General features: G+C 56.7%; 22 protein-coding genes. 6 read left to right on the plus strand and 16 right to left on the minus strand.

All coding sequences use genetic code 11. The annotated features are described in order from the left end of the window. Window positions 1-2: 2 nt before the first annotated feature. The 3 genes from ACIPF8_RS23140 to ACIPF8_RS23150 form a co-directional block, all read right to left on the minus strand. Complete coding sequence (locus tag ACIPF8_RS23140; protein WP_400425891.1) at window positions 3-1,151, minus strand: NAD(P) transhydrogenase subunit alpha; 1,149 nt, start codon at window positions 1,149-1,151, stop codon at window positions 3-5. 8 nt (window positions 1,152-1,159) lie between these two features. Next, complete coding sequence (locus tag ACIPF8_RS23145; RefSeq protein ID WP_400425893.1) at window positions 1,160-2,542, minus strand: NAD-dependent succinate-semialdehyde dehydrogenase; 1,383 nt, start codon at window positions 2,540-2,542, stop codon at window positions 1,160-1,162. Window positions 2,543-2,898: 356 nt separating this feature from the next. After that, entirely contained in the window at window positions 2,899-3,669 is a 771-nt protein-coding gene (locus ACIPF8_RS23150; protein WP_400425895.1) for a fused MFS/spermidine synthase, read from the minus strand. A 202-nt stretch (window positions 3,670-3,871) separates the two neighbouring features. Between ACIPF8_RS23150 and ACIPF8_RS23155 the strand changes: the two genes are divergently transcribed. Next, window positions 3,872-4,831, plus strand: a complete 960-nt coding sequence (locus tag ACIPF8_RS23155) for a cation diffusion facilitator family transporter (protein ID WP_400425897.1) — start codon at window positions 3,872-3,874, stop codon at window positions 4,829-4,831. Here the strand turns inward: ACIPF8_RS23155 and ACIPF8_RS23160 are convergent. The 7 genes from ACIPF8_RS23160 to ACIPF8_RS23190 form a co-directional block, all read right to left on the minus strand. Then, on the minus strand, window positions 4,828-6,012 hold the full coding sequence (locus ACIPF8_RS23160) for a M20 aminoacylase family protein (protein ID WP_400425899.1): 1,185 nt from the start codon (window positions 6,010-6,012) through the stop codon (window positions 4,828-4,830). The genes ACIPF8_RS23155 and ACIPF8_RS23160 overlap by 4 nt on opposite strands. A 71-nt stretch (window positions 6,013-6,083) precedes the next feature. Further along, complete coding sequence (locus tag ACIPF8_RS23165) at window positions 6,084-7,487, minus strand: M20 family metallopeptidase (RefSeq protein WP_400425901.1); 1,404 nt, start codon at window positions 7,485-7,487, stop codon at window positions 6,084-6,086. Between the two features lie 90 nt (window positions 7,488-7,577). Next, entirely contained in the window at window positions 7,578-8,456 is an 879-nt protein-coding gene (locus tag ACIPF8_RS23170; protein WP_400425903.1) for an ATP-binding cassette domain-containing protein, read from the minus strand. Then, the gene (locus tag ACIPF8_RS23175; protein ID WP_400425905.1) at window positions 8,453-9,442 is read right to left on the minus strand and encodes an ABC transporter ATP-binding protein; all 990 of its coding nucleotides are present in this window, start codon (window positions 9,440-9,442) and stop codon (window positions 8,453-8,455) included. Before ACIPF8_RS23175 ends, ACIPF8_RS23170 begins: the two co-directional genes overlap by 4 nt. Before the next feature lie 50 nt (window positions 9,443-9,492). Continuing rightward, on the minus strand, window positions 9,493-10,389 hold the full coding sequence (locus ACIPF8_RS23180; protein WP_400425964.1) for an ABC transporter permease: 897 nt from the start codon (window positions 10,387-10,389) through the stop codon (window positions 9,493-9,495). Window positions 10,390-10,437: 48 nt separating this feature from the next. Beyond that, a complete protein-coding gene (locus ACIPF8_RS23185; protein WP_400425907.1) occupies window positions 10,438-11,355 on the minus strand; it encodes an ABC transporter permease in 918 nt (305 codons plus the stop codon). Between the two features lie 91 nt (window positions 11,356-11,446). Continuing rightward, window positions 11,447-12,952 carry an ABC transporter substrate-binding protein gene (locus tag ACIPF8_RS23190; protein ID WP_400425966.1) on the minus strand — a complete coding sequence of 502 codons (1,506 nt, stop codon included), beginning with the start codon at window positions 12,950-12,952 and terminating at the stop codon, window positions 11,447-11,449. Window positions 12,953-13,142: 190 nt separating this feature from the next. On the opposite strand from ACIPF8_RS23190, the gene ACIPF8_RS23195 reads away from it, so the two are divergent. After that, the gene (locus ACIPF8_RS23195; RefSeq protein ID WP_400425909.1) at window positions 13,143-14,051 is read left to right on the plus strand and encodes a LysR family transcriptional regulator; all 909 of its coding nucleotides are present in this window, start codon (window positions 13,143-13,145) and stop codon (window positions 14,049-14,051) included. Between the two features lie 80 nt (window positions 14,052-14,131). Here the strand turns inward: ACIPF8_RS23195 and ACIPF8_RS23200 are convergent, their stop codons facing one another. Next, window positions 14,132-14,641 carry an Lrp/AsnC family transcriptional regulator gene (locus ACIPF8_RS23200; RefSeq protein WP_400425911.1) on the minus strand — a complete coding sequence of 170 codons (510 nt, stop codon included), beginning with the start codon at window positions 14,639-14,641 and terminating at the stop codon, window positions 14,132-14,134. Between the two features lie 213 nt (window positions 14,642-14,854). On the opposite strand from ACIPF8_RS23200, the gene ACIPF8_RS23205 reads away from it, so the two are divergent. Both ACIPF8_RS23205 and mdeB read left to right on the plus strand, forming a co-directional pair. Next, complete coding sequence (locus tag ACIPF8_RS23205) at window positions 14,855-15,871, plus strand: 1-aminocyclopropane-1-carboxylate deaminase (protein ID WP_400425913.1); 1,017 nt, start codon at window positions 14,855-14,857, stop codon at window positions 15,869-15,871. Between the two features lie 304 nt (window positions 15,872-16,175). Then, on the plus strand, window positions 16,176-18,860 hold the full coding sequence (mdeB, locus tag ACIPF8_RS23210; RefSeq protein WP_400425915.1) for an alpha-ketoglutarate dehydrogenase: 2,685 nt from the start codon (window positions 16,176-16,178) through the stop codon (window positions 18,858-18,860). A 22-nt stretch (window positions 18,861-18,882) separates the two neighbouring features. On the opposite strand, the gene ACIPF8_RS23215 is transcribed toward mdeB, so the two are convergent. Next, entirely contained in the window at window positions 18,883-19,260 is a 378-nt protein-coding gene (locus tag ACIPF8_RS23215; protein WP_400425919.1) for a VOC family protein, read from the minus strand. A gap of 61 nt (window positions 19,261-19,321) precedes the next feature. Continuing rightward, a complete protein-coding gene (locus ACIPF8_RS23220; protein ID WP_400425921.1) occupies window positions 19,322-20,002 on the minus strand; it encodes a Crp/Fnr family transcriptional regulator in 681 nt (226 codons plus the stop codon). A 122-nt stretch (window positions 20,003-20,124) separates the two neighbouring features. On the opposite strand from ACIPF8_RS23220, the gene ACIPF8_RS23225 reads away from it, so the two are divergent. Continuing rightward, entirely contained in the window at window positions 20,125-21,765 is a 1,641-nt protein-coding gene (locus ACIPF8_RS23225; RefSeq protein WP_400425923.1) for an acyl-CoA synthetase, read from the plus strand. A 191-nt stretch (window positions 21,766-21,956) separates the two neighbouring features. On the opposite strand, the gene eutC is transcribed toward ACIPF8_RS23225, so the two are convergent. From eutC to ACIPF8_RS23240, 3 genes are all read right to left on the minus strand, one after another. Beyond that, on the minus strand, window positions 21,957-22,766 hold the full coding sequence (gene eutC, locus ACIPF8_RS23230; RefSeq protein WP_400425925.1) for an ethanolamine ammonia-lyase subunit EutC: 810 nt from the start codon (window positions 22,764-22,766) through the stop codon (window positions 21,957-21,959). Between the two features lie 13 nt (window positions 22,767-22,779). Beyond that, window positions 22,780-24,168 carry an ethanolamine ammonia-lyase subunit EutB gene (locus ACIPF8_RS23235; protein WP_400425968.1) on the minus strand — a complete coding sequence of 463 codons (1,389 nt, stop codon included), beginning with the start codon at window positions 24,166-24,168 and terminating at the stop codon, window positions 22,780-22,782. A gap of 261 nt (window positions 24,169-24,429) precedes the next feature. Further along, window positions 24,430-25,506: a DNA-binding protein gene (locus ACIPF8_RS23240; protein ID WP_400425926.1), complete on the minus strand. Its 1,077-nt coding sequence runs from the start codon at window positions 25,504-25,506 to the stop codon at window positions 24,430-24,432. 201 nt (window positions 25,507-25,707) lie between these two features. On the opposite strand from ACIPF8_RS23240, the gene ACIPF8_RS23245 reads away from it, so the two are divergent. Further along, complete coding sequence (locus tag ACIPF8_RS23245; RefSeq protein WP_400425927.1) at window positions 25,708-26,667, plus strand: site-specific integrase; 960 nt, start codon at window positions 25,708-25,710, stop codon at window positions 26,665-26,667. Window positions 26,668-26,726: the final 59 nt, after the last annotated feature.

The following is a 26,726-nucleotide window of genomic DNA, read 5'->3' on the forward strand; positions in this document are numbered from 1 at the left end:
GATCAGGCTTGTACGGGTTGTGTGACGGTTGCTTCACTTGCCTGATCGGCCGGCACATTCTTGAGTTTGCCGTCGTGAGTGAGTACGGTTTTGGCAAGGATCTCGTCTTCCCAATCGAACGTGACAATGTTGTTCTTCACGAAAAGCGCAAGCAGGTTATATTGATTCTTCGCATAAAGCTCACTGGCATCGCTGCTCAGCAACGAAGGAACATTGAGCGGCGCGACGATCGTTACTTGCCCTACTTGTATCGTCTCGCCTGGGCAGGTATCCACGCAATTCCCGCCGCCTTCAGACGACAGATCCACAATTACTGCACCAGCCTTCATTCCTTGCACCTGTGCCTGGCTGATAAGCTTGGGCGATGGCTTCCCAGGGATAGCGGCGGTAGTAATGATCAGATCAGCTTGCTGTATGTGCTGAGTGAGCGCTGCGTCGACCTGGCTTTTCTCCTCGGCGCTCAACGCCCTCGCGTAACCACCTTTACCGCGTGCGTCGACACCGGTCTCTACGAAGGTCGCGCCCAATGAAAGCGCCTGCTCTTGTGTCTCCGGCCGGACGTCGTAGCCTTGAACAACCGCCCCCAAGCGATGGGCTGTCGCAATGGCTTCGAGCCCGGCGACGCCGAGCCCCATCACCAATACCTTTGCCGGCCCGACCGCGCCTGCGGCGGTGGTGACCTTCGGCAGCATCCTGGCAAGGTGAATCGAGCCTAGCTGCACTGCGTAATAGCCTGCCAGAGCAGCTTGACTGGACAATGCATCCATAGCCTGCGCGCGGGTAATACGCGGTACGCGCTCCATTGCGAAGCAAGTTATTTTTTTATCCAATAGGCACTGTATGAGAGCCCGCGACTTGTCCGCATAAATGAAGGAAATCAGAATCGCCCCCTCCTTCATTCCTTTGACTACTTCAAGTGCCGGAGGCTGTACCGCGAGCACGATATCCGCATCATGCACAAGTTGGTTGCGGTCATGCGTAAAGACAACGCCCTTATAGGCGACGTCACTCAGTCGGCTCGCCTCCCCAGCCCCCGCCTGCATATGTAACTTGGCGCCCAACTTGATCAGCTTGGCGGCAATAGACGGCACCACAGCCACGCGTCGTTCGTGCGCTTGCGTTTCCTTCAGAACGGCTATGGTGACGTACATGCTCATTCCTATGCCGGCGCGTCAATCGAATCGACCCGAACCAGTTTTTTATTGACGAACTCCTGGATCCCCATGCTCGACAGTTCTCGTCCGTAACCTGAGTTTTTGACGCCGCCAAACGGTAAATCCGGAGTAGTCCATGTCGGATGATTGACGAACACCATGCCGGTATCAATGCGGCTAGCGACACGCTTGCCACGCTCGATGTCCTTGGTGAAGACTGAACCGCCAAGGCCAAATTCGGAATCGTTAGCCAGCGCTATCGCCTCTTCCTCATTCTTGACACGAAAAAATAGTGCGACAGGTCCAAAAAACTCTTCACGGAAGGCCGGATTGTGAGGTTTGATATCGGTGAGAATGGTTGGCTCCATGAAGGCGCCGGAGCGATTGATGCGCTTGCCCCCCATCACCAATGTCGCTCCTTTGGCGACTGCATTTTTGACTTGTGCTTCCAACTTAATCAGCGCGCTCTCAGTCGACAGTGGCCCCAAGGTTGTGGCTGCATCCATTGGATCGCCTGGCTTGAGGGCGGCCAGCGCGGTCTGAAACTTGTCGAGGAAACGATCCGCCAATGCCTCAACCACAATAAAACGCTTGGCAGCAACACAGCATTGGCCTGTGTTGTTCATTTTCCCCCATACCGCCCATTGCACGGTCTTGTCGAGATCTGCGTCTTCCAGCACGATGAAGGCATCGCTACCGCCAAGTTCCATGGTCGATTTCTTCAGGTTTTGTCCGGCTCTGCCAGCTACTGTTTTTCCAGCTTCCACACTACCTGTCAATGCGACTCCCTTGATGCGCGGGTCATCGATGACCCGATTGACCTGATCGTAAGAAATTAACAAGTTGGTGTAAGCCCCGGCGGGTGCCCCGGCATCCAGCCACAATTTCTCAAAGGCAATTGCGCATTGCGGCACGCATCCAGCATGCTTGACCATCACAACGTTACCGGCCATCAAGTTAGGCGCGGCAAAACGTGCCAATTGATAGTAGGGAAAATTCCAAGGTTCGACTCCAAACAACACGCCGAACGGGCTACTTTGAATCTCTGCTGTGCCAGAACTCGGAGTCAGCTTTTCAGGAGCTAGAAAGGCTTCAGCATGCTTGGCATAGTAGGCGATGATGTCGGCGCTCAGCACGACCTCGCCGCGTGCTTGCGCGATAAGTTTTCCCATCTCAAGGGTAACGGGGCGTGCAAACTCCTCAACCCGTTCATGCATGAGTTTGGCGGCTTTAGCTACCACTACTGCGCGTTCCGCGTAGCTTTTCTTGCGCCAGACTTCGAAGCACGCCGCGGCAGTTGCAATTGCTGTCTCAAGCTGTTTATCACTGATCTCCTCAAAGGTTTTGAGGGTCTTTCCATCATAGGGGTTGATGCTTTGATAGCTCATGGCGTATTCCTTGTGATTTCGTGTGCTTGCAAAATCGGCAGCGAAGAAACTTGCAACCATCTGTCGCATTTAATCTACGGCGGCCTCGTTATTTCTTTTGTCATCGTGCGCGCCAGTAAATTTCTGGTCTGTTCGTTGTCCCACTTAATAAAAAAATGGGCAACGCATACCAACCGGCTCTTGGTTTGCCGCGTTCGGGCGCTTTTCAATATGGGAATGACCACGCGCTGGCGCCTAAATATCCAGAGATGGCGGCCATGAGAAGTATCAAAAATCGACGTCAGGCGACCCCGATTTGGAAAATGCATGACGATAACCGTCAATAGGTCTGGGAGAGCTGAACTATCGCGATCTCGTCAGAGCATACATTTTGGAGCTAGTTGAAAGGAAGGAATCAGTCCAGATAACTGCAAATCAAATTGTTCATCCAGCTTTTTGGCTCGGGTGGATGCCAACGTCCGAAACATCGCCGTATCGTTGTCTCTAACAAAGAAGGCAATATAGTTGTCGCTGTCGGGAGTCTTGCACCACCAAATGCGCCAATCCGTTCCCAGCAACGCGGGTGCTACCGCAGCGATTAAAGAAGCTGGGCTGTCCCATAAGTTGGATACCAGAATTCCGCCTGGCGTAAGGCTATGCAAACACGCCGCATAGAAATCACTGGTAATTAATTCATGCGCTGGACCGTCAGCAGAAAAGCCATCCAGCATGATCACTTCGGCAACTTTTTCTTGTTGCGCGTGCATATAAACTGCGGCATCGACGTGAATGATTTGAAGACGATGGTCGTCAGAGGGAATCAAGAAGTCATCGCGTAATGCAATGACTTCTTTGCTCACTTCAAGCACCGTGACGCACGCGGATGGCAAATTCCGATAACAGTATTTTGCCAACGAGCCGCCCCCCAAACCGACCATCAGGATTTTTTTGGGCGAGGCCTGAAACAACAAAAATCCCATCATGGCCCGCGTATAGCTCAACAGCAGCTTGTCGGGCATTGAGATAGACATCGCGCTTTGTATGTACTTATGATCGAAATGCAAGGTGCGCATATCGTCGTTGTCGAAGACAAATGGTCTCCCTTCATTTTTTTGGAGCAATAATTCGAAGGGGTTGGATATGGTCATGTGAGTAAGAATACTCCTGGCCGTTGGCTAGTCATAGTCTTACACGAACTCGTTCAATGAGCTGGCTCATTAAATTACGCGCATCGAAGGCACTGTACGGCGCCGAACAGACTGTTCATCACAGTCTGCATAATCTGAGTTTTTGGCATTCCTGGAATCAATTTCGCCAGTGTGAATTGGCAAATCCGCACTGGGAGAGAATATGGCATCAAATACGTCATCGAAGCAGGTCGTATATGTTGCCCTTGCCGGCAATTTGCTAGTCGCTTCGACCAAGGCCTGTGCGGCGGCATGGACGGGTAGCTCGGCAATGCTCAGCGAGGCAGTTCATTCCTTTGTTGATACCGGCAACGAACTACTTCTTCTTTATGGAATGCATCGCGCGACTCGCCATGCGGATCAAGAGCATCCAATCGGATATGGCCGCGAATTCTACTTCTGGAGTTTCATTGTCGCCTTATTGGTCTTCGCGCTTGGCGCAGGTGTGTCCCTCTACGAGGGGGTCATGCATCTGCGCGAAGTCGCTCTCATCAAAGACCCTCTGGTCAACTATATCGTTCTAGGTCTCGCTTTTTTATTTGAGGGGACATCCTGGCTAGTCTCTCTGCGCCAGTTCAGGGCATCGAAGAGATCGCTTGGCTATTACGAAGCATTCCGCAGAAGTAAAGATCCGGCAACATTCATAGTGTTGTTCGAAGATAGCGCGGCATTGCTTGGTATCGCCATCGCCGCAATCGGCACATTCATGTCGACCACCATGGGGATGCCAATTTTCGATGGAATCGCATCGCTTCTTATCGGACTGCTGCTCGCAGCAACTGCCAGTTTATTGGCAAGGGAAAGTAAAAGTTTATTGCTCGGCGAGCGCGCTGATAGCGTATTGAGCGACTCCATTCTGCACATAGCTGCGCACGAGAAATCTGTTTTTCGGGCCAATGGCGTGCTAACCATACAACTCGCTCCGGATCAGATCCTCGCTGCGCTAAGCCTGGAATTTGCAGATAATCTGCAAACATCTGACATTGAGAAATCAGTGGTTGATATTGAGCGCGAGGTGAGGAAAAGCCATCCCGAGGTTGTCACCTTATTTATAAAACCTCAAACGGAACTGGCGTATAAAGAAACAGTTCGACAGCGGTATGGATCGCGGAACAGGTACTAACGAAAAAGAAACCGTTCAACCAGCCGGCTCCAGTAAGCCGCGCCGATGGTGACATTTTCGTCGTTGAAATCGTAACCGGCGTTATGCAGCATCGGCTTGCCTAATCCATTCCCGAGCCGGACAAAGCAGCCAGGACGTTGTTGCAGAAAATATGCAAAATCCTCGCTGCCGGCGATTGCTGGAAACGGCGAGATCACATTTTCCGCGCCGACCAGCTCCTCGGCGACTTGCATCGCAAATGCTGTTTCCGCGTCGGAATTGACCAGCACCGGATAGCCGTAAATGTAGTCGATATCGGCTTGCGCGCCGTATCCTTCGGCATGTGTCGCGATCAATGTGCGGATTCTCTGCTCTAGCAGGCTGCGGACTTCGGGGGTGAATGAACGCACGCTCATCTCCAGCGTCGCCTGCTCCGGAATCACGTTGGCGGCATGCCCGGCGTGCAGCGCCCCCACAGTGACTACGGCCATCTCCGCCGGATCGACATTGCGCGCAACAATAGTCTGCAAGGCCATTACCAGGCTGCTGGCGACTACCACAGGATCAATCGACAGATGTGGCCGGGCGGCGTGCCCTCCCCGACCTGTGATGCAAACCTTTACCGTATCGCAGGCGGCCATGAAAGGGCCTGAGCGAAACATGAAGGTACCGGTTGGAAAGCCGGGATGGTTGTGCATGCCGAAAATGGCGTCGCAGGGAAATCGTTCAAACAAGCCGTCACGCAGCATTTGCTCGGCGCCGCTGTTCGATCCGGCTTCTTCGGCCGGCTGGAAGATCAAGTTGACGATGCCATCAAAATTGCGGGTGCGGGCCAGATGCCGGGCTGCTCCCAGCAGCATCGTGGTGTGCCCGTCGTGTCCGCATGCGTGCATTTTGCCATCGTGGCAACTGGCGTAGGGCAAGCCGGTTTTTTCATGGATAGGCAGGGCATCCATGTCGGCCCGGACGCCGATGCTGCGCTTGCTATCACCAACCCTCAACGTACCCACCAGGCCAGTGCCGCCGATGTTGCGCGTGACCGCATAACCCCATGCTTGCAACTTGGCGGCAACCAGGTCCGAGGTGTTGAATTCTTCATACGACAGTTCTGGATGCCGGTGGATATGGCGCCGAATCTCGATCAACTCATCCTTTGCGTCGTTCAAATCCGCCACTTCACAATATTGAACTTCCTGTTTCATCGCTTGCCTCGATATTCGGTGAAAGATGCAAAATCGTAAGAATGCATTGTAAACTTCCGGGCTATGTGTCCTTATGCCCTTTGCGCATGGACTTGTCCGCCCTCTTCGGCCAGATCCCAGAACATGCCGGCCATGATCTGCAGCGATTCGCGCGATACGCTGGCCAGGATATGCTCGTTGGGCGCATGTTGCGAGCATGCCGGATAGGAGTGCGGCACCCAGAGTGTTGGCAAGCGCAGCACGTCGGCAAAGACGTCGTTTGGCAGCGATCCGCCCAGATTCGGCAGCAATGTCGGCGCCGCACCGGTGGTGCGTTGCATCGAGGCCAGGCCCCAGCGCACCCAGGCATCGTCCGGATCCAGGCGGGTGGCCTCAAATTGGATACCGGATGGCAGTACCTCGACATCATCGTAACCATGCGCATCGAGATGGTTGCGGATGTGTGTCAGGAAATTGTTACTGTCGCTGCCAACCACGTAGCGGATCTGGCAATGCGCGAAAGCATGACCGGGAATCGCATTCACCGGCGCTTCCGGATTGCCGGTCTTCATCGCCAGCACCTCCAGCGTATTCCAGCCGAATACACGTTCCGCCGGCGACAGGCCCGGTTCTCCCCAATTGCTGTCGACCTCCGGATCGCCCGCAGACCCGCCGACCTCGACACCGTCGAGCGCATCGCGCACGCTCTGCGGCAAGCTGTCCGGCAGTAGCTGAGGGACGCGGATGCATCCTTTTTCATCGATCAGGCTGGCGATCGCATTGGCCAGCCGCACGCCCGGGTTGCGCAACAGGCCACCCCAGTTGCCGGAGTGATGCGCACCATCGCGCAGCTTGACGCGCAGATCGAAATTGCAACCGCCGCGCGAGCCCAGGAACATTGTCGGTTTGGCGGCAGCGACCCGCGGACCGTCAGATGCAATGAACACATCGGCCGCCAGGCGTTCGGCGTGCAGCGCGCAAATTTCCTTCAAGCCGGGGGAGCCGATCTCCTCCCCCATCTCCAGGATCACCTTGACGTTGTAGCCGAGTTTTCCGTGGCGCACCGCCAGCACTTGCGCCAGCGCGGCGAAATTGATCGTGTGCTGCGCCTTGTTGTCGGCGGCGCCGCGACCGTACCAGCGATCACCCTCGACGATGATTTCCCAGGGATTCAGGCCGCTGCGCCACTGACTGTCGTAACCACGCACGACGTCGCCGTGACCGTAGGTAAGAACCGTGAATGCCGCGCCCTGCTCAATCCGCTCAGCCAGCAGGAATGGGCTGCTTTCAGCCAGCGGATTGCCGACAATCTGGCAGCTAAAGCCCAGGGCGGTCAGTTCAGGCACGATCTGTTCTTCCAGATACGCCCGCAGGATGGGCGCGCTGCCGGCTTCCTGGCTCTCGGTGCGCACCGCGACGCGGCGCGCCAGGGTTGCCTGGAATCGCCCATCGTCGAAATAGGCACTGGCCTTGGCGATCGCTTCTGTTCTGCTCATATTGTTTTCCTCGAATGACGGCGGCATCGGCGTTCAACCGATGCCAGGGTTAGATGTGTTTTTGCGTTCCGGCGGCAGGTAGTTGTGGGTCTATTGCATCGCATACGCCGGCGAATCCTGCAGGACGATGTCCGGAATGCCGAGCCCAGGTTCCGGCGATAATGCCGATGCCAGCAACATTTGCGTATAGGGATGCTGGGCCTGCGAAAATATCTTTTCGCGGGTCTCCAATTCGACGATGCTGCCCTGATGCATCACCGCAACGCGATCCACCAAATGTTCGACCACGCCTAGATCGTGACTGATGAAAAGATAGGTCAGGCCGAATTCCCTCTTCAGATCGAGCAGCAGGTTCAATATCTGCGCTTGCACCGATACATCGAGCGCCGATGTCGGCTCATCGCAGATGAGAATGTCGGGCCGCAGAATCAGCGCGCGAGCGATCGCCACGCGCTGGCGTTGTCCGCCAGATAATTGATTCGGGTATTGATGATGGGTACGTTCCGGCATGCCGACCAGATCCAGCATTTCGCGTAGCTTGCTACGTTGCTCGGTAGCGTCGCCAATGCCATGCAACTTGAGCGGCAGGCCGACGATTTGCGACACAGTTTTACGCGGATTCAGCGACGAATACGGGTCCTGGAATATCGGCTGGATGTGGCGCGCCGCGGCGATCCGTTGTGTCGGATCGATTTCCTTGCCATTGACCAGCACATTCCCGGAACTCGGTTCGAGCAGGCCGAGCAACATTTTGGCCAGCGTACTCTTGCCGCAGCCGGATTCGCCGACTAGTCCCAGTGTCTCGCCGCGATACAAGCGCAGCGAGACATTGTTGACGGCTTTGATTTCGCCGTCAGCCTGAAAAAAGCCGCGCTTGAGTTTGAAGGTCCGGCTTAGCGCACACAATTCCAGCGCAATGTCGTTGCTGCCTTGTTCTTCAGCGATCCGATCTTCAGCTATCTTATTCATGCCGCCACCTCCGCAACATGCCGATGAACGCTGTTGCAGCGCGCATAATGGCCTTCATCGATGACGACATTCGGCGGCACCTCCTCACAGGCATCGTGGGCCTGCGGACAACGATTGCGAAACGCGCATCCCTGCACTTGCCCGACCAGGCTCGGCACCACGCCGGGTATCGCCGCAAGGCGACTGCCTGGTGGCGTCTTGCCGCGCACAGGAATACAGTTGAGCAAGCCACGCGTGTAAGGATGGCTGGGATGGGCGAACAATTGCCCCACCGGTGCCGTTTCGACTATCTCGCCCGCATACATGACCGCAACCCGATCGGCGATACGCGCCACCACGCCCAGATCATGTGTGATGAAAACCACCGCGCTGCCGAATTCCTGTTGCAATTCTCTTATCATCCGCAGGATCTGCGCCTGTATCGTGACATCCAGCGCAGTAGTCGGTTCGTCGGCAATGATCAGATCCGGTTCACACATCAGCGCCATCGCAATCATCACCCGCTGGCGTAAGCCGCCTGACAACTGATGCGGATACTGCCGCATGCGGTCTTCGGCATTCTTGATCCCGGTGCGATGTAACAGGTAGATCGCCCGATCGCGGGCTTCAACATGAGAGACGTGGCGATGCTGGAGCAAGGCTTCGCACAATTGATTGCCCAGCGTATAAGAAGGATTGAGCGAAGTCATCGGATCCTGGAAAATCATGGCCATGCGCTGACCGCGCAGATCCGCCATCTTGCGTTCCGGTAGCTGCTGCAAATCGATACCGTCGAAGCGGATATGAGCGGCGCTGCGTTGCGCCTTGCGCGGCAACAAGCCCATCAACGCCAGCGATGTCATCGATTTACCGCATCCCGACTCGCCGACCAGGCACAGCATCTCGCCGCGCCTGACCTGGAAATCGATACCGCGCACTGCATGCAACATGCCATGTTCAGTCGGTAAATCCACCCGCAAGTCTTTCACATCAAGCAATATGTTCATACCGGACTCCTTGTTGGGCTCGCGTTCTCATGTTCATTAAGGATGCCGATTCAATTGCGGCCATCGGGTGCATTCATGTCGCGCAGGCCGTCGCCGACCAGGTTGATCGCCAATACCAGCAATATCAGCGCGATGCCGGGAATCAGGATTACCCAAGGCTGGAAAAACATGTAAGCCTTGCCCTCGGCTACCATCAGGCCCCACGAAGGAGTCGGTGGCTGTACGCCAAGGCCGAGAAACGACAGCGTCGCTTCCAGCAGGATCGCGTGCGCCATTTCCAGCGTCGCCACCACGATCAGCGCGCTCATGATGTTGGGCAGTATCTCGCGCAGCAGGATGTAAGGCGTCGATGCGCCCAGCACTTGAGCCGACGCGATAAATTCGGCATTGCGCAATTGTTGGGTGGCGGAACGGGTGACCACCGCGAAGCGATCCCACAGCAGCAGGCCCAACAGTACGATAACCACTTTGAGCGAACCGCCGACCAGCGACGCCATCGCTAACGCCACCAGCACCACCGGCATGGCCAGCCGGGTGGTGATGATATAGCTGATCACGGCATCGACCCGGCCGCCAAAATAACCTGCCAGCACGCCCAGCGTGGTTCCTATCACGCCTGAAATCAGCGCCGCCGAAAAACCGATCAACAGCGACACGCGGGCGCCGAATATCAAGCGGCTCAGGTAATCGCGCCCGAGCTTGTCGGTGCCGAGCGCATGCGCCCAGCTACCATTGGCATGCCACACCGGCGGAATCAGGCGTTGCGTGACGTCCTGGCTATAAGGATCGTGCGGCGCTATCCAAGGCGCAAACAGCGCTATCAGCACGATCAGGACAAGCACCGTGGCACCCAGCGTCAAACCATGATGGCCAAGAATTCTGCGCAATTTACGACGCCACATCGGGGTCCGGGAACGCGCGGCCTGCAAAGCGACAGAGGATGGCATTGCAGCCGTGGTCAATGAAGACAATAACGGAGACGACATAAGATTCCCTTAGCGAGTGCGGATGCGTGGATCGAGCATGGCGTTGATGACGTCGGCCAGGAAAGTCAGTGCGATATAAAACACCGCGATGATCAGCACTACCGCTTGCACCACCGGGTAATCGTTGCGGGAGATCGCATCCCACGCCAGTTGCCCCAGGCCTTGCAACGAGTACACCGATTCGATCACCACCGAGCCTCCCAACATGAAGCCCATTTCCACCGCCGCCAGTGCCACCACCGGAATAACAGCATTGCGCAGCGCATGCTTGAGAATCACGCGGGTCCTACTCAGACCTTTGGCCCTGGCTGTACGTATGTAATCCGACTCCAACACGTCAAGCATGCCGGCGCGCGTCAGCCGCATCATCGCCGGCGTTGCGTAATACCCCAGCGCGACGGCGGGCAGCACGAAATGCTGCCAGGTGGTATTGCCCGCCACCGGCAGCCAATGCAGGCCAACTGCAAAGATCACGATCAAGGTCAGCCCGAACCAGAAACTGGGCATGGCTTGGCCGATCACCGCAATCAGCAACGCCAGCCGATCCAGCCAGGTGTCGCGAAAAATCGCCGCCAGTACGCCCAACGGGATCGCCACGAATACCGCTAGCAGCAGCGCAATTCCGCCGAGCTTGAGGGTGACCGGCAAACGCTCCGCAACCAGATCCATCACGGAGCTCTGGAAATAATAGGAACGTCCGAAATCCAGCCGCACCGCATTCCACAGCCAGTCGGCAAATTGCGCCGCGAGCGGCCGGTCCAGGCCATATTGCGTGCGTATCACCTCGACCTGCGCCGCGCTGGCTTCCGGCCCGGCGATGGCGGTGGCCAGATCACCGGATAGATGCAGCAGCATGAAGCTGACCACCGAAACGGTGATGGCGACGCTCAACGCGATCATTAGGCGACGAAGGATGTAGATCAACATGGTGATGGCTGCCCCTGGCTGGTGTGAGATGGCTTGCGTCGACCCCGACGCCGATCCCTGTCTCAAATAAATGACTGAATCGGACGACTAATTATTTCCAGCTGGCCTCGTAGAAGCGCGGCAATTCATCCGGGTAACCCTGGAATTTCAGCGCCGAAGTGTAGGCATAATTGGTGGAATAGGAAAACAGCGGAGCCGCCAGCGCCTGCTGCGAAATACGTTGCAATGCTTTGCCGTAGTTTTCCTTGCGCACCGCGGCATCGAGCGAGGAATCGGCTGTTTCCAGCCAGGTTTTCACTTGCGCGTCCTTGCTTACATCGTCAGCGCCGCCCTTGAACCAGACGCCGGTGAAGGCGGACGTGTCATTCACTGAAAACGAGCCCCACGCTTGAAAGGTCATCGGTGTTTTTCCGGCGCGGTATTCGGTTTGCAACGCGGCAAATTTCATGTAATGCAAGCGAGCATTGATGCCGATCTTGTGCAAATCGCCGATCAGGGCTTCCGCGTATTCCCGTTCGCGATAGGCATAGATATCGGTGTCGAATCCTTTCGGATAACCGGCTTCGGCCAGCAGGGCCTTGGCCTTCGCCGGATTGTATTCATATTTGACGACCGCCTTGGTTTCGCATCCGAATTGAGTGCGGAAACAGGCCGCGTACACTGGCTGGCTGCCGCCGCGCACCAGGCTGCCGGCCAAGCCGTTGCGGTTGACGGCATAATTTATGGCCTGCCGTACACGGACGTCCTTGAACGGCGAGTTCGCTGCCGAGCTGCCGGTGCTATCCATGGTCAGGAAACCGATGCGCATGGTCTCGCCACTCTGCACCGTGATATTGGGCATGCTGCGCATGGCGTCGGCCTGGTCGGCGGGGACGCGCCAGATCCAGTCGATGGCGCCGGTCATCAGTTGCGCAACCCGGGTTTCCGGATCGGGTATCACAACGAATTTCAGAGTGCCTATCTTCGGCTGGCCAAGCGGACTGTCCTTGAAGTAAGCGCTATTCTTCACCAGTGTGACCCCCTGCCCCGGCGTGACACTGGTAATGCGGTAAGGACCGGTGCCGATAGGCGCCTTGCTGAATCCTTCTACGCCAACCTTTTTGAAATAAGCCGCAGGATAAATCGGTGTCGGCCCGGACAAGTATTCCAGCGCAGCCGGGAATGGCTGTTTCAGGTTGATCCGCACCTTGTACTCGCCGAGTTTTTCAGCGCTTTTGATCCAGTCGGTATTCTGGCGCGTAACCACTTTGGATTCGGGAGAAGCCACGTAGTTGAAGGTGAACACCACGTCGTCAGCGGTGAATTTGTCGCCGTTATGGAATGTGACGCCCTGGCGCAAATCCAGCACCAGCGCAGTCGGTGACTCCCATTTCCAGGAAGTCGCCAGCTGCGGTTTGTACTCGTTGGTTTTTGGATCGCGATATACCAATGTATCCCAGGCCAGGTGCGCAATGATGACTCCCTCGCGCAAGTTGTTGTGATAAGGGCCGATATTCTCAACCTCGCTGTCGGACGCATAGATCAGCGTATCGTTGGCCTTGCTGGCCAGTGCCGATGTAGCAACGGCAGCACCAGCGGCGAACAAGATACAACGCATCCAGGCAGTGGAAATTTTCATCACAAACATCCTTTTCGAGAAATTTTCTGGGAAAAACCGTGGCTTGGAATTGATACTAGGTCACAATACAGCTTGCAACAACTATCAAATTTCTAACTCTGCGTTGCTGAAAACAGAACGCAGATAACTGCCACTGAACGTAAGAAAAATTGAAGACGAGGCCATTTCCATGAAATCGCATCAACTGCAGGAAACATCATTGCGCTATTTTCTCGAAGTCGTTCGTTGCGGCTCGATCAGCGAAGCCTCGCAGCGCCTGAACGTCGCCAGCTCAGCGATCAGTCGGCAGATCACCGGCCTGGAACAGATTCTGGATACCGTGTTGTTCGAGCGCCGCCCGCGCGGCATGGTGCTCAGCGCCGGCGGCGAAGTATTGGCCGCGCATGCGCTCAAATCGGCGCTGGAAGCCGACCGGGTGGTGGCCGATCTGTTGTCGCTCAAGGGCTTGAAAAGTGGCAGGATCAGGATCGCCAGCACAGAAGGTTTCGCCATCGATTTCCTGCCGCGCCTGATCTCGGATTTCCAGAAAAAATATCCGGCGATCGTATTCCAGTTGTATGTGGGGCCGCCAGCCAGCGTCTCGCGCCAGGTGCGCGAAGGCAATGCGGATATCGGCCTCACCTTCAGCCGCATCCCCGAGCCGAATATCAAGGTCGTGCACCAGCAGCCCGCGCCGGTCATGGCGGTCATGCGCAAAGACCATCCACTGAGCCAATTCAAACAGGTGTCGTTATCGCAATTGGCGGCCTATCCGATCGCGCTGCCGGAACCAAACACCACCTTGCGCCAGCTGTTCGATCTTGCGTGCAACCGCCAGCAATTGCTGTTCGAGCCGGTGCTGACCAGCAACTATGTTGAGGCTTTGTACAATTTTGTGATGCACAGCGGCGGCGTCTCGATCTCCGGTGAGGTCTCGGTGCGGGACCGGGTCGCTGAGGGGACAATGGTCATGCTGCCGATTCGCGATCGCGGGCTGGATGGGCGCCAGGTCGAAGTGCAAACCTTGATCGGGCGCACCCTGCCGCGCGTAGTCGAGACGTTCCTCAACTATCTGTTGAATCATCTGAGGTCACAGTAAGTCGATACGTCGATAAGTCGATAAGCCGACATTAGCGAATGCAAATCGATGGTAATCGATCTGGGGCACGCAATCGTGTGCTAGATCGGCAACTGGGTGGTTGAGAGAACCTGCTTGAGCACCATGAATGTGCGGATTTGCCGCACTCCCGGCAAATACAGCAACTGCTCCGCATGGAGGCGGTTGTAACTGTCGTTGTCCTTGGTTCGCAGTAGCATGAAATAATCAAACTCACCAGTCACTACATGGCACTCGAGGCAGCCAGACACTTTTTGCGCCGCCCGCTCGAAATCGGCAAACGACTCCGGCGTCGACCTGTCCAGCACCACGCCGATCATCACCAAGGTGCCTGCATCCAGCGCACGTGGATCAAGTAGCGCCACTATCCCTTTGATCAGCCCCAATTCCTTGAGCCGCTCGACGCGCCGTAGACATGCGGGAGCGCTCAGATTCACCTTGGCCGCCAACGCAACATTCGACACCGAGGCGTCGCGCTGCAGCGCCCTGAGGATCGCCCGATCGGTGCGATCCATGGTTTCGCCGGCGGCATCGGCGGGCAACGGCGTTGAGCGCAATTTTGTTGCTTTCATGTGTATTTATCCAAAATAAAACGTGGATATATCCGGCTTTATCATATTTTAAAGCCGATTAATTGAAGAAACTTGCAACCATGTTTCTTGCGATTGATTCTAATATGGAATTGATCTCAACATCAATGAAAGCTGGATTTCAGCATGCCTGTTTTCTTCGCCAGCTTTGATGCGTGGATACCTACTCCCACCCCAACCCAAGGAGCCGTTCCCATGAACCTGAAAAAATTTCCACGTCACCAACTTACTTTCGGACCGACACCAATCCAACCGCTGAAACGGCTAAGCACCCATCTTGGCGGCAAGGTCGAGCTTTACGCCAAACGCGAAGACTGCAACAGCGGCCTGGCTTTCGGCGGTAACAAGACCCGCAAACTTGAGTACCTGATCCCCGAAGCGCTGGAAGGCGGCTACGACACCTTGGTTTCGATCGGCGGCATACAGTCGAATCAAACGCGCCAGGTGGCAGCGGTGGCCGCGCACCTGGGTCTCAAATGCGTGCTGGTGCAGGAAAATTGGGTCAATTATTCGGATGCCGTATACGACAGGGTCGGCAATATCGAAATGTCGCGCATCATGGGCGCCGATGTGCGACTGGACAGCGCCGGCTTCGATATCGGCATCCGCCAAAGCTGGGAACAGGCCATGGAAGATGTACGCAAGGCCGGCGGCAAGCCCTTCCCTATCCCGGCAGGCTGTTCGGAGCATCCACGCGGCGGCCTTGGATTCGTCGGTTTTGCTGAAGAAGTAAGGCAACAGGAAGCCGAGCTGGGCTTCAAATTCGACTATATCGTTACCTGCTCGGTAACCGGCAGCACGCAAGCCGGCATGCTGGTGGGTTTTGCCGCCGACGGCCGCGCCGACCGCGTGATCGGCATCGATGCTTCAGCCAAGCCGCAGCAGACTTTCGAGCAGATTCTGCGGATCGCAAAAAACACCGCTGGATTGGTCGAACTTGGCCGCGACATCACCGCCAAGGATGTGGTGCTGGATACCCGTTTCGGCGGTCCCGAATACGGCTTGCCGAACGAAGGCACGCTGGAAGCCATCCGTCTGTGCGCCCGCACGGAAGGCATGCTGACCGATCCTGTCTACGAGGGCAAATCGATGCACGGAATGATCGAAAAAGTGCGGCTGGGCGAGTTTCCAGAGGGTTCCAAGGTACTGTATGCCCACTTGGGGGGAGTACCCGCGCTGAACGCCTATAGCTTCCTGTTCCGCAACGGTTGATCGGGTTGAATCTTCGGTACGCCGCGCGGGCATCCGCAAAGCGTACCGCAGGCACTGCAGTACACCCGCACAAATGCCGTTCAAACAATTGCCAATTCCGACCTCGACGGTTGTTCTGCCGCACCAGCTGTACCAAATCCTTGCAGGGCACATACCCGCCCGCATGGGTGTATCGTTACTCTGGCTTTCAGCACTGCCGCACGAATTCCCTGCAACACCGTTACCACTGCACGGTTCGGCTTGAATGGATCTCCCAAATTAAATGTTAGCAGGCCCTAAAGCCCAATCACGAGGAACGAGGACCATGGAAATGTCATCCGTCAACACTCTGAATAATCCATTCGACAGCGACGCGCAGGAAACCGAAGAATGGCTAGCGGCGCTTCAGGCGACCATCCAGGCCTCCGGCCCGGAACGCGCGCGTTACCTGTTGTCGAGGCTTAGTGCAGCTGCCCAGACGTGGGGAGTCAAATGGCGCGATGCGCGCAATACGCCCTATGCCAACACGATTCGTGTCGAGGATGAACCGCCGTTTCCGGGTGGCGCCGACGCACTGTCGATCGAACAGCGCCTGGCCAGCCTGATGCGCTGGAACGCACTGGCGATGGTGGTGCGCGCCAACCGCGCCTATGGTGAGCTGGGCGGCCATATCGCCAGCTACGCTTCTGCCGCCGATCTGTTCGAAGTCGGCTTCAACCATTTCTTCCGTGCGCGCACAGACTCTTTTGGCGGCGACCTGGTCTATTTCCAGGCGCATTCGGCGCCCGGCATTTATGCACGCGCCTTCCTGGAAGGCACGTTGACGGAAAAGGAACTGTCGTTCTACCGGCAGGAAATCGAAGCGAAAAAACATGGCGCGCGGGGCCTGTCTTCGTATCCGCACCCGTGGTTGATGGAAAATTTCTGGCAGTTCCCCACCGGTTCGATGGGACTCGGGCCGATCAGCGCCATCTACCAAGCCCGTTTCATGCGCTACATGGAACACCGCGGCTTGCTGGCGCCGCAGGAGCGCAAGGTCTGGGGTGTATTCGGCGACGGCGAGATGGACGAACCGGAATCGCTGGCGGCGCTCAGCCTGGCATCGCGCGAAACGCTGGACAACCTGGTGTTCGTCGTCAACTGCAATTTGCAACGGCTCGATGGCCCGGTACGCGGCAACGGCCATATTGTCGACGAGCTGGAAACCATATTTGCCGGCTGCGGCTGGAATGTCATCAAGCTGCTATGGGGTTCGGACTGGGATACGCTGTTCGCGCGCGACCAGTCAGGCGACCTGCTCAATGCGCTTAACCAGACGGTAGACGGCCAGTTGCAAACCTTCGCCGCCAACGATGGCGCCTTCAATCGCGCCCGCTTTTTTGGACAAAATCCTGCGTTGCAGGCAATCGGCGCGACGCTGACCGACGACGAGATCGACCGTCTGCATCGTGGCGGACACGACATGAAGAAGATCCATGCTGCATATCTCTCCGCAGCAAATCATCGGGGCCAGCCGACGGTGATACTCGCGCAAACAAAAAAAGGCTTTGGCATGGGCGCTGCCGGACAAGGCAAGATGACCACCCACCAGCAGAAAAAACTCGACGCAGGCACCTTGATTGAGTTCCGTGACCGCTTCCGCCTGCCGATTTCCGAAGCGGACTGCGAAGCGCTGGCATTCTACAAGCCGGCAGATGGCAGTCCCGAGATGCGCCATCTGCTGCAACGACGTGCGGCATTGGGTGGCTTCATGCCTCGGCGCAGCGTATCGCAGACAAGGATTGCGGTGCCGGAGATGGCGTCTTACGCGAAATTTGCACTGGATGCCGATGGCAAGGAAATGTCGACCACGATGGCATTGGTACGCATGCTGGGCACCCTGCTGAAAGACGACGGTATCGGCAAGCACATCGTGCCGATAGTGGCCGACGAAGCCCGCACTTTCGGCATGGCAAATCTGTTCAAACAGGTCGGCATCTATTCGTCGCAAGGCCAGCTGTATGAGCCTGAAGACATAGGCTCTATTCTGTCTTACCGTGAAGCCAAGGATGGCCAGATCCTGGAAGAAGGTATCTCGGAAGCCGGCGCCATTTCTTCCTGGACCGCCGCTGCGACCAGCTATTCGGTACATGGTTTGCCGATGTTGCCTTTCTATATTTACTACTCGATGTTCGGTTTCCAGCGTATCGGCGATCTGATCTGGGCGGCGGCGGACCAGCGGGCGCGCGGTTTCCTCATCGGCGCCACCTCCGGACGCACCACCCTGGCGGGCGAAGGCTTGCAGCATCAGGATGGCTCCAGTCATCTGGTTGCCGCTACGGTGCCGAACTGCGTTTCCTATGATCCGGCCTATGCCTATGAGTTGGCTGTGATCGTACAGGATGGCATGCGCCGCATGCTCGACGACAATGAAGACATCTTCTATTACATCACTGTAACCAATGAAAATGAGGCGCAACCCAGCATGCCGGCGGGTGTCGAAGACGGCATCAAGCGCGGCATGTACTGTCTGCTGCCACAAGAGAATGCCGATGTCCGCTTACTGGCAGCCGGTCCGATCCTGAAGGAAGCCATCGGCGCGGCGGCCCTGTTGCAGGAAAAATTCGGCATCAACGCCGAAGTCTGGAGTGTCACCAGTTATACGGAACTGGCGCGCGACGGCGTCGCCGCCGAACGGCTGCAGCGCCTGTCCAGCTCGTCCCCGGACGCCTACATCACGCAGCAACTCGGGCGCAGCGAGGCACCGGTCATCGCCGCCAGCGATTATGTACGCGGCATTCCCGAAAGCATCCGCGCTTATGTGCCCGCGCGCTACGTTACCCTGGGCACGGACGGTTTTGGACGCAGCGATACGCGCGCCAACCTGCGCGACTTTTTCGAGGTCGATGCGAAATGGATTGCGTTTGCCGCGTTACGTGAACTGCCCGCTGGAAAAGACGCGGCGCAACTGCCGAAATTTGCAGAGGCGCTTGGCCTGGATTTGACGAAACCATGGTCGATAAAGGAATAATGCTACTGCGGGCCGTTCAATTTCAGGCTTCGGGTTCGTGGCAAACCGCTTCAATATTGTGGCCGTCTGGGCCGATGACAAAAGCGGCATAGTAGTTCGCGTTGTAATGCGGGCGTAGGCCAGGCGCACCATTGTCCTTGCCACCGGCTTCCAGGGCGGCGCGATAGAAAGCGTCGACTTGCTGGCGATTCTCGGCCGCGAACGCCAAGTGAAGATGCGCCGGCTTTTCCTCGGTTTGGTACAGGCACAACGAGGCGATACTCTTTGGGCCAAGAAGCTCAATCCCGTACGTCGGCACTCCCTCGGCGGCAACAGTTACGCCAAGCGGTTCAAGTGCCTTGAGGAAGAACGCTTTGCTTGCTGCAAAGTCACTGACTCCGAATTTGACGTGATCAAACATGAACTCTCCTGAAGTGTGGGCCTGCACGAGGCTTATCAAATAAAAAATATCTGTTGGTCTATTACAGTTCGGCCAGGCCGAAGCCACGCAAGCCTGGCAAATCGACAACCCGGATTGACTGGTAAGAAAGATTGATCAGCTTCAGTTCGGCCAAGTGCTGCAAAGCCTGGTTTACCCGTTGCCGCGAAAGCCCCGTGAGCATGCCGATTTCTTCCTGTGACAGTTCCAGCACCGCGGAGGTGCGCGGATAGAGCTTCGGATGGAACAGCTGGGCGATCGCCTGCGCCACCTGGGCATTGACTGCAAGCAATCTTTCGTTCTGAATCATAGCAATGAACTGCCCCATGCGCTCATTCAACTGCGTGATCACGAAGGCGGTAAAAGGCAGGCTTTCCGCCAGCAAGGTATGAAATATCTCAGCAGGTACCAACATGATCTCGGAATCGCGTATCGCGATCACGTCATATCTACGCAATTCGCGCTTGATGACGCTACCCTCGCCGCACCAACCGCCTTCCGGCACGCCGGAAAAGGTCGCGCCGCGCCCTTCGACGCTGTACACCGCCAACTTGATCAAGCCGCTGTGCACGCCTATCCAATACTGCGACAACTCCCCGCGGCGCGCAATAAACTCACCTGCCCCGAAGCGCTGCACGACTATTGTTGACTGCACCAGTGACTGGTGAGGCGCGGAAAGTGCGGAAAACCAGTCGTGCTGCCGGAGCTGCTCAGTATTGCTCATGCGATTGCTATCCTTAAGCTGTCATTGAAACGACAAACCATTCTTGCCGCAAGTGGTAGGCTACTAAACACATCCCGAAACAAACGGGAGAAGACATATATTCCACAGGAGACACACATATCATGACGGTCGACTACGATTCCGGACTTGGCAAGAATCCCGCCAATTTTGCCGCACTGAGCCCAATTGACTTTATTGCGCGCGCCGCCGAAGTATACGGCAACCGCCTGGCGATCGTGCATGGTCCGCTGCGCCAGAACTGGCGCGACACCTATCAGCGCGCCTGTTGGCTGGCCAGCGGCTTGCGCCGGCTCGGCGTCGAAAAAGGCGATACGGTGGCGGTCATGCTGCCGAATACCCCGGCAATGGTGGAAGCGCATTTTGGCGTGCCGATGGCCGGAGCTGTGCTGAATGCACTGAATATCCGCCTTGACCTGCCCTCGCTGGCGTTCATGCTGCGCCATGGCGAAGCCAAGGTGCTGCTGGCCGACAGCGAATTTGCCGACGCCGCGCGCCAGCTGGCGCAACAGATTCCCGGCCTGTGCGTGATTGCGGTGAACGACATCCTCGGGCCGGACGATCCAGCCTTTGGCAATACCGACTACGAAAGCCTGCTGGCTAGCGGCGACGCAAACTTCCAGTGGCAATTGCCCGCCGATGAATGGGATGCGATTGCACTGAATTACACATCCGGCACCACCGGCGACCCTAAGGGCGTGGTGTACCACCATCGCGGCGCAACCCTGAATGCGATTTCCAACATCCTGGAGTGGGACTTGCCCAAGCACGCGGTCTACCTTTGGACGCTGCCGATGTTCCATTGCAATGGCTGGTGCTTCCCCTGGACCATCGCCGCACGCGCCGGTATCAATGTCTGCTTGCGCAAATTCGAGCCGAAACTGGTGCTCGACCTGATCCGCGAACATGGCATCACTCACTATTGCGCGGCGCCGATTGTGCATGCGGCCCTGGCCAACGCTCCCGAAAACTGGCGCGAGGGCATACAACACAAAGTGCGCGGCATGGTTGCCGGCGCCCCGCCACCGCCGGCAGTCTTGGCCAACATGGAAGCCATGGGCTTCGATCTGGTGCATGTCTACGGCCTGACCGAAGTGTACGGACCGGCCGCAGTCTGCGCCGAACAGGATGGATGGGACAGCTTGCCGGTGGAACTCCGCGCCGCCAAAAAATCTCACCAGGGTGTGCGCTACCATCTGCAAAGCGGGATTGCGGTGCTGGACCCCGACACCATGCAACCCGTCGCCGCCGACGGCAAGGAAATCGGGGAAATCATGTTTCGCGGGAACATCTGCATGAAAGGCTATCTGAAAAACCAGAAAGCCACGCAAGACGCCTTTGCCGGCGGCTGGTTCCATACCGGCGACCTCGGCGTGATCGGCAGCGATGGCTATATCAAACTCAAGGATCGCAGCAAGGACATCATCATTTCCGGCGGCGAGAACATTTCCAGCGTCGAGGTCGAAGATGCGCTATACCGTCATCCGGACGTGCTGGCCGCAGCCGTAGTCGCCCAACCCGACCAGAAATGGGGTGAAACGCCCTGCGCTTTCGTTGAGCTGAAAGAAGGCAGCAACCTCACCGCAGAAACCCTGATCGCCTTCTGCCGGAATATCCTGCCCGGTTTCAAGACACCGAGGTCGATTTACTTTGGCCCGCTGCCGAAAACCTCAACCGGCAAGATACAGAAATTTGAACTGCGCGAACGCATGCGGTCCAGCTCGGCGATTGACGATCAGAACTAAATGGGATTTAGGCCGGCATCATTACATTGGGCGCTACTTGCGGTCGCGCAAAGCGTCCACTATAAATTCAAATGCCACGCGGACAGGGCTGACATCGCCCCCTGGAAACAGGGATCAGCAGCTTTTTGCACAAATACGGAGAGATTCGGTGTATAGCCGCTTAAATTTAATCTGAAGTCGCGCTACCAGGCTCAATATTCGTCGATCAGAAAATTGCGTTCCTGAGCATGCAATTTTCCCGTCGTAGTGCCGGTTTCATCCTTCAGATCCACACCGGATAACTGGCGTCGGCGCGACTCTGTCAGCAAGTAATGCAGTTTGTGGGCCGCGTCTTCATAGCGCAAACCAGCTGGCCGCACATTGGAGATACAGTTACGACTGGCGTCGGTCAGGCCAACGTGCGGCATCCAGGTCAGGTAGAGGCCCATGCTGTCGGGTGAGCTCAAACCGGGACGTTCTCCAATCATTACCACCACCATCCTGGCGCAAAGCAGCTCGGCCACTTCGTCACCGACTGCAACCCTGCCCTGTTGGACGATCGCGATCGGCGCGACAGACCAATCCTGTGCAGCCAATTGGGGCAGCACCAATTGCAGAAAAGGCAGCGCGTTCTGTGTAATGGCCAGCGCGGATAATCCATCGGCAATGACGAAAGCAATATCAAAGGGCCGTTCGCGCTGTGAACACTGCATCGCCTCCAACGTTTGGCGCGATGCTGCATCCAGACGACGCCCCAGATCCGGGCGTTGCAAATATGTGTTGCGGTCGACCGCGGCGCTATGCAGCGTGACGCAGGACTGCCCCTGTGTGGCTAACTCGGCGCAGATGGTCGGCACATCCAGCGCGAGATGGACCGCATCGCGTGCCTTCGCGTGCGCCAGTTGGAAGGCCAGTTGTGGCTCGGTCGGCAAGCTGACGCCAGCCCGGCCCAGTGCGATGCGGGCGGCAGTGAACTGGCGTAACGCCTGCCACGGGTTGGCGATAACGGGTTTCTGCTTCATTGATTACACGCTTTCAAAGGTGCAACAAGGCTTGCCGGAACGCTGGCGGCAACGCTTCGCTGAGTCGGAACTGCTCATCGGCGCTGAATATTTGCATTTTGTGCAACCAGGCTTCAAACTCCGGCGCCGGCCGCAAACCCAGCGTGCGGCGCACATACAACGCATCATGGAAAGAGGTGGTCTGGTAATTCAGCATGATGTCATCAGAGCCGGGAATGCCCATCACAAAAGTGCAGCCAGCTACCCCGAGCAAGGTCAACAGTACATCCATGTCGTTCTGGTCGGCCTCGGCATGGTTGGTGTAACAAACGTCGCAGCCCATCGGCAAGCCGAGCAGTTTGGCGCAGAAATGGTCTTCCAGGCCGGCGCGGATGATTTGCTTGCCGTCGTACAGGTATTCGGGGCCAATGAACCCGACCACGGTATTCACCAGCAACGGCTTGAACTGGCGTGCCACCGCATAGGCCCGCGCTTCACAGGTCTGCTGGTCGATGCCGTGGTGCGCATTGGCGGACAGCGCACTGCCCTGGCCCGTCTCGAAATACATTACGTTGTCGCCGACAGTGCCGCGTTTCAGCGACAACGCCGCGTTGCGCGCCTCACCCAACAGGTCCAGGGTGACACCGAAACTGCGGTTGGTGGCCTCGGTGCCGCCGATCGACTGGAACACCAAGTCAACCGGAGCACCACGATTGATCGCTTCGATGGTGTTGGTGACGTGGGTCAATACGCAAGACTGGGTCGGAATATCGTATCGGGCGATGATGTCGTTCATTATCGTCACCAGATTGATGACTTGCGGCACATTGTCGGTGGCTGGATTGATGCCGAACACCGCATCGCCACTGCCATACAGCAAACCGTCAAGGAGGCTGGCGGCGATGCCGCTGGCGTCGTCGGTAGGATGGTTCGGCTGCAGGCGGGTCGACATACGCCCCGGTAATCCGATGGTGTTGCGGAAGGCAGTCACCACGCGGCACTTCTGCGCAACCAGAATCAGGTCCTGGTTGCGCATGATCTTGGAGACGGCGGCCGCCATTTCCGGGGTGATGCCCGGCGCCAATGCGGCCAGCACCACACTATCTACGTTGTCGCCCAGCAGCCAGTTGCGGAAATCGCCGACTGTCAGATGGCTGACGGCAGCAAAGGCCGCAGTATCGTGACTGTCAATGATCAGGCGGGTGATCTCGTCGTCTTCGTAAGGAATCAGCGCTTCGTTGAGGAAGGTAGACAGTGGCAACTCAGCCAACGTCATTTGCGCCACTGCGCGCTGCTCCGCACTGTGCGCAGCAACGCCAGACAGGATATCGCCGGAACGCGCTGGCGTCGCCTTGGCCATCAGATCTTTCAGATCGCGAAAGCCGTAAGTCTTGCCGCCAACGGTGTGGGTGTACTGATTCATCATTTATGCGCGTTTATCAGAGAAGAAATGATATTGCGACAACATTCCTCAAAACATAAGAAATGAGGTTCAAACAAGGCCGAGCCCTCTTTCGAGATGATATGCGCCTTGACTTCGCTACGTGTGCTCACCATCGACTGCATAATCGCATCAATAAGTCTTCACTGGGACCCGATTTCCATTTTTGAAGTCATTGAGGCGTTGAGGATGCTTGTGGAGAAAGCGGCGCCACATGAAGGCGGATCGCTTTCTTGCAGTTTGCTATTTTCCCGTGCCTGAAGCCGGTCTGTCCCTGGTCTCCAAGTAGGCACGCAGTTCCGTCACGACATCCTGTTGAGACGCGGATTTTGCGTTGGCCGCCGCCAGCGCCAATTCAAGATCGCGTACCTGCCCCGCTGAAACATCCACTTTGGCCGCTGCATCGTTTAATTGGCTCTGCAGTGCCTGCATTTGGGTTACCTTGTCTGCCAGTTGCGCCGCAAGCGTCTTGCCATGCTGCTCGACCACCTGCAGCGCTTCGATTTTTTGTTCCAGCTGCCGATGACTGGATTGTTGATCGTAAAGCGCTTTGTGTACATGCGACAGATCCGCGGCCAGCCTTGCCCCCTCCTGATTCAGTCGCGTAATGTCGTCCTGCTTGACGAGCATACCTTGCTGCAATTGGCGTATTTCCGCCTGTAGCTGCTGGACCTGCTGCTCATGCCGCCGCTGTTCCTGGTCACGCTGCTCCTTGACGGATTGCCGGTAGTGCTCAAGCGCTTCCCGCGCATGCAGATGCTTTTCTTCGATTGACTGACGATGCGCATCGTTTTCGGCCAGGCGCTCCCTCAAATTTTCGACTTGCTGTTCTGCCGTATGGCGCGCGACAGCCTCGTTCTGCAGCGCTTCACGCACTTGCTCATGTGCGGCCGATTCTTGCTGCATCTCGGTGTCAGCGTGCTGCAATCGTTGATTGAGCGATTCGATTTGCTTGTGCAGAGCCGTCAGCACTTCCGCATGCTGGCGCTCCTTGTCGGCGCTTTGCAATTGGAAGGTATCGATACGGGCGCTCGCCTCATCCTGCAGTTGGGTAGAAAGGCGCGCCACCAGATCCTGAAGCGCTTCACTGATCGACGCTTTGCGGCCATCAGCGCCATTTCCCTCCTCTTCCAACTCTTTAAGATACTTGTGAATAGTGGTTTTCGATCCGGTATTGCCAAGGGCAACGCGTACCGCGTCAACTGACGGATTGGTGTTCTGGGCCAGCAAGGAGTCGCGCGCCCTTTTGACGTCCGATTTATATAGCCCAGTTCTCGCCATGATCTTTTCCTCGATATATCGTAATGTATTACATACCATGTAATTACATACCAAATTACTGAATAACTCAAGGATAGATTAATCACTAATTAATACAGGATAATGGATGATTATCCTGTGCCAGACTGAAAATTGATTTAAAATTCCCAAAAATCTGTACACACGCCGTTTTGGATCGAAAAAGCGCGATTCTGGAAAAATCCCTTTTGGCGAAAAAACAGGCTCATCTGCAGGAATGCCATGAACAAAGTCGATCATTACCTCCACGCCGGCACCCGCGACAACACGCGCATCAGTTATCAATCGGCCGTGCGGCATTACGAGGTTGAATGGGGCGGCTTCCTGCCGGCGACCGCTGACAATATCGCCCGCTATCTGGCAGACCATGCCGAAACGCTGTCCCTCAACACGCTGCGTCAACGATTGGCGGCGCTGGCGCAGTGGCATCTTGAGCAAGGATTCCCCGATCCGACCCGGGCGCCGCTGGTGCGCAAGGTTTTTCGCGGCATTCAGGCGGAACATCCAGCCCAGGAAAAACGCGCCAAACCATTTCAACTGGAACAGTTGCAGCAAGTAGATCGCTGGCTTGGCCAAGCCATTGCCGTTGCCCAGGCAGCGCGTGATCGCGCCGCCGAATTGCGATATACGCGTAATCGCGCTTTGCTGCTGCTGGCTTTCTGGCGCGGGTTTCGCGGAGATGAGATCACCCGTCTTCAAGTCGAATATATTCAGGTCGCGCCTGGCGAAGGCATGTCCTGCTTTTTGCCGCGCTCAAAGGGCGACCGGCAAATGAAAGGCGTCACCTTCAAGGCCCCGGCGTTATCCCAGCTTTGCCCTGTCACCGCGTACATTTCCTGGGTCGAGATGGCCGCACTGGAAGACGGACCGGTATTTCGGGCGATAGATCGCTGGGGCCATGTAGGCAATGCGGGGCTACATATCGATAGCCTGGTGCCCTTGCTGAGAGAAATATTGACACAGGCCGGCATCGAATCTGCCGCCCTCTATAGCGGACATTCGTTGCGACGCGGGTTTGCCAATTGGGCCACCGGAAATGGATGGGATTTAAAAACACTCATGGAGTATGTCGGTTGGAAAAGCGTACAAAGCGCCCTGCGCTACGTTGAGGGCGCCGATCCGTTCGCTCAGCTCCGGATTGAATCCATGCTCCCCGCCGTCGCTACTATTAAGTACGAGTGACAGACTGCATATATCGCGGCCACTGGAACGCTAACCTGCCAGGGAAGGTAGCTACGACA

The organism is Collimonas sp. NPDC087041, assembly GCF_044745265.1.
Classification (GTDB): domain Bacteria; phylum Pseudomonadota; class Gammaproteobacteria; order Burkholderiales; family Burkholderiaceae_D; genus Collimonas.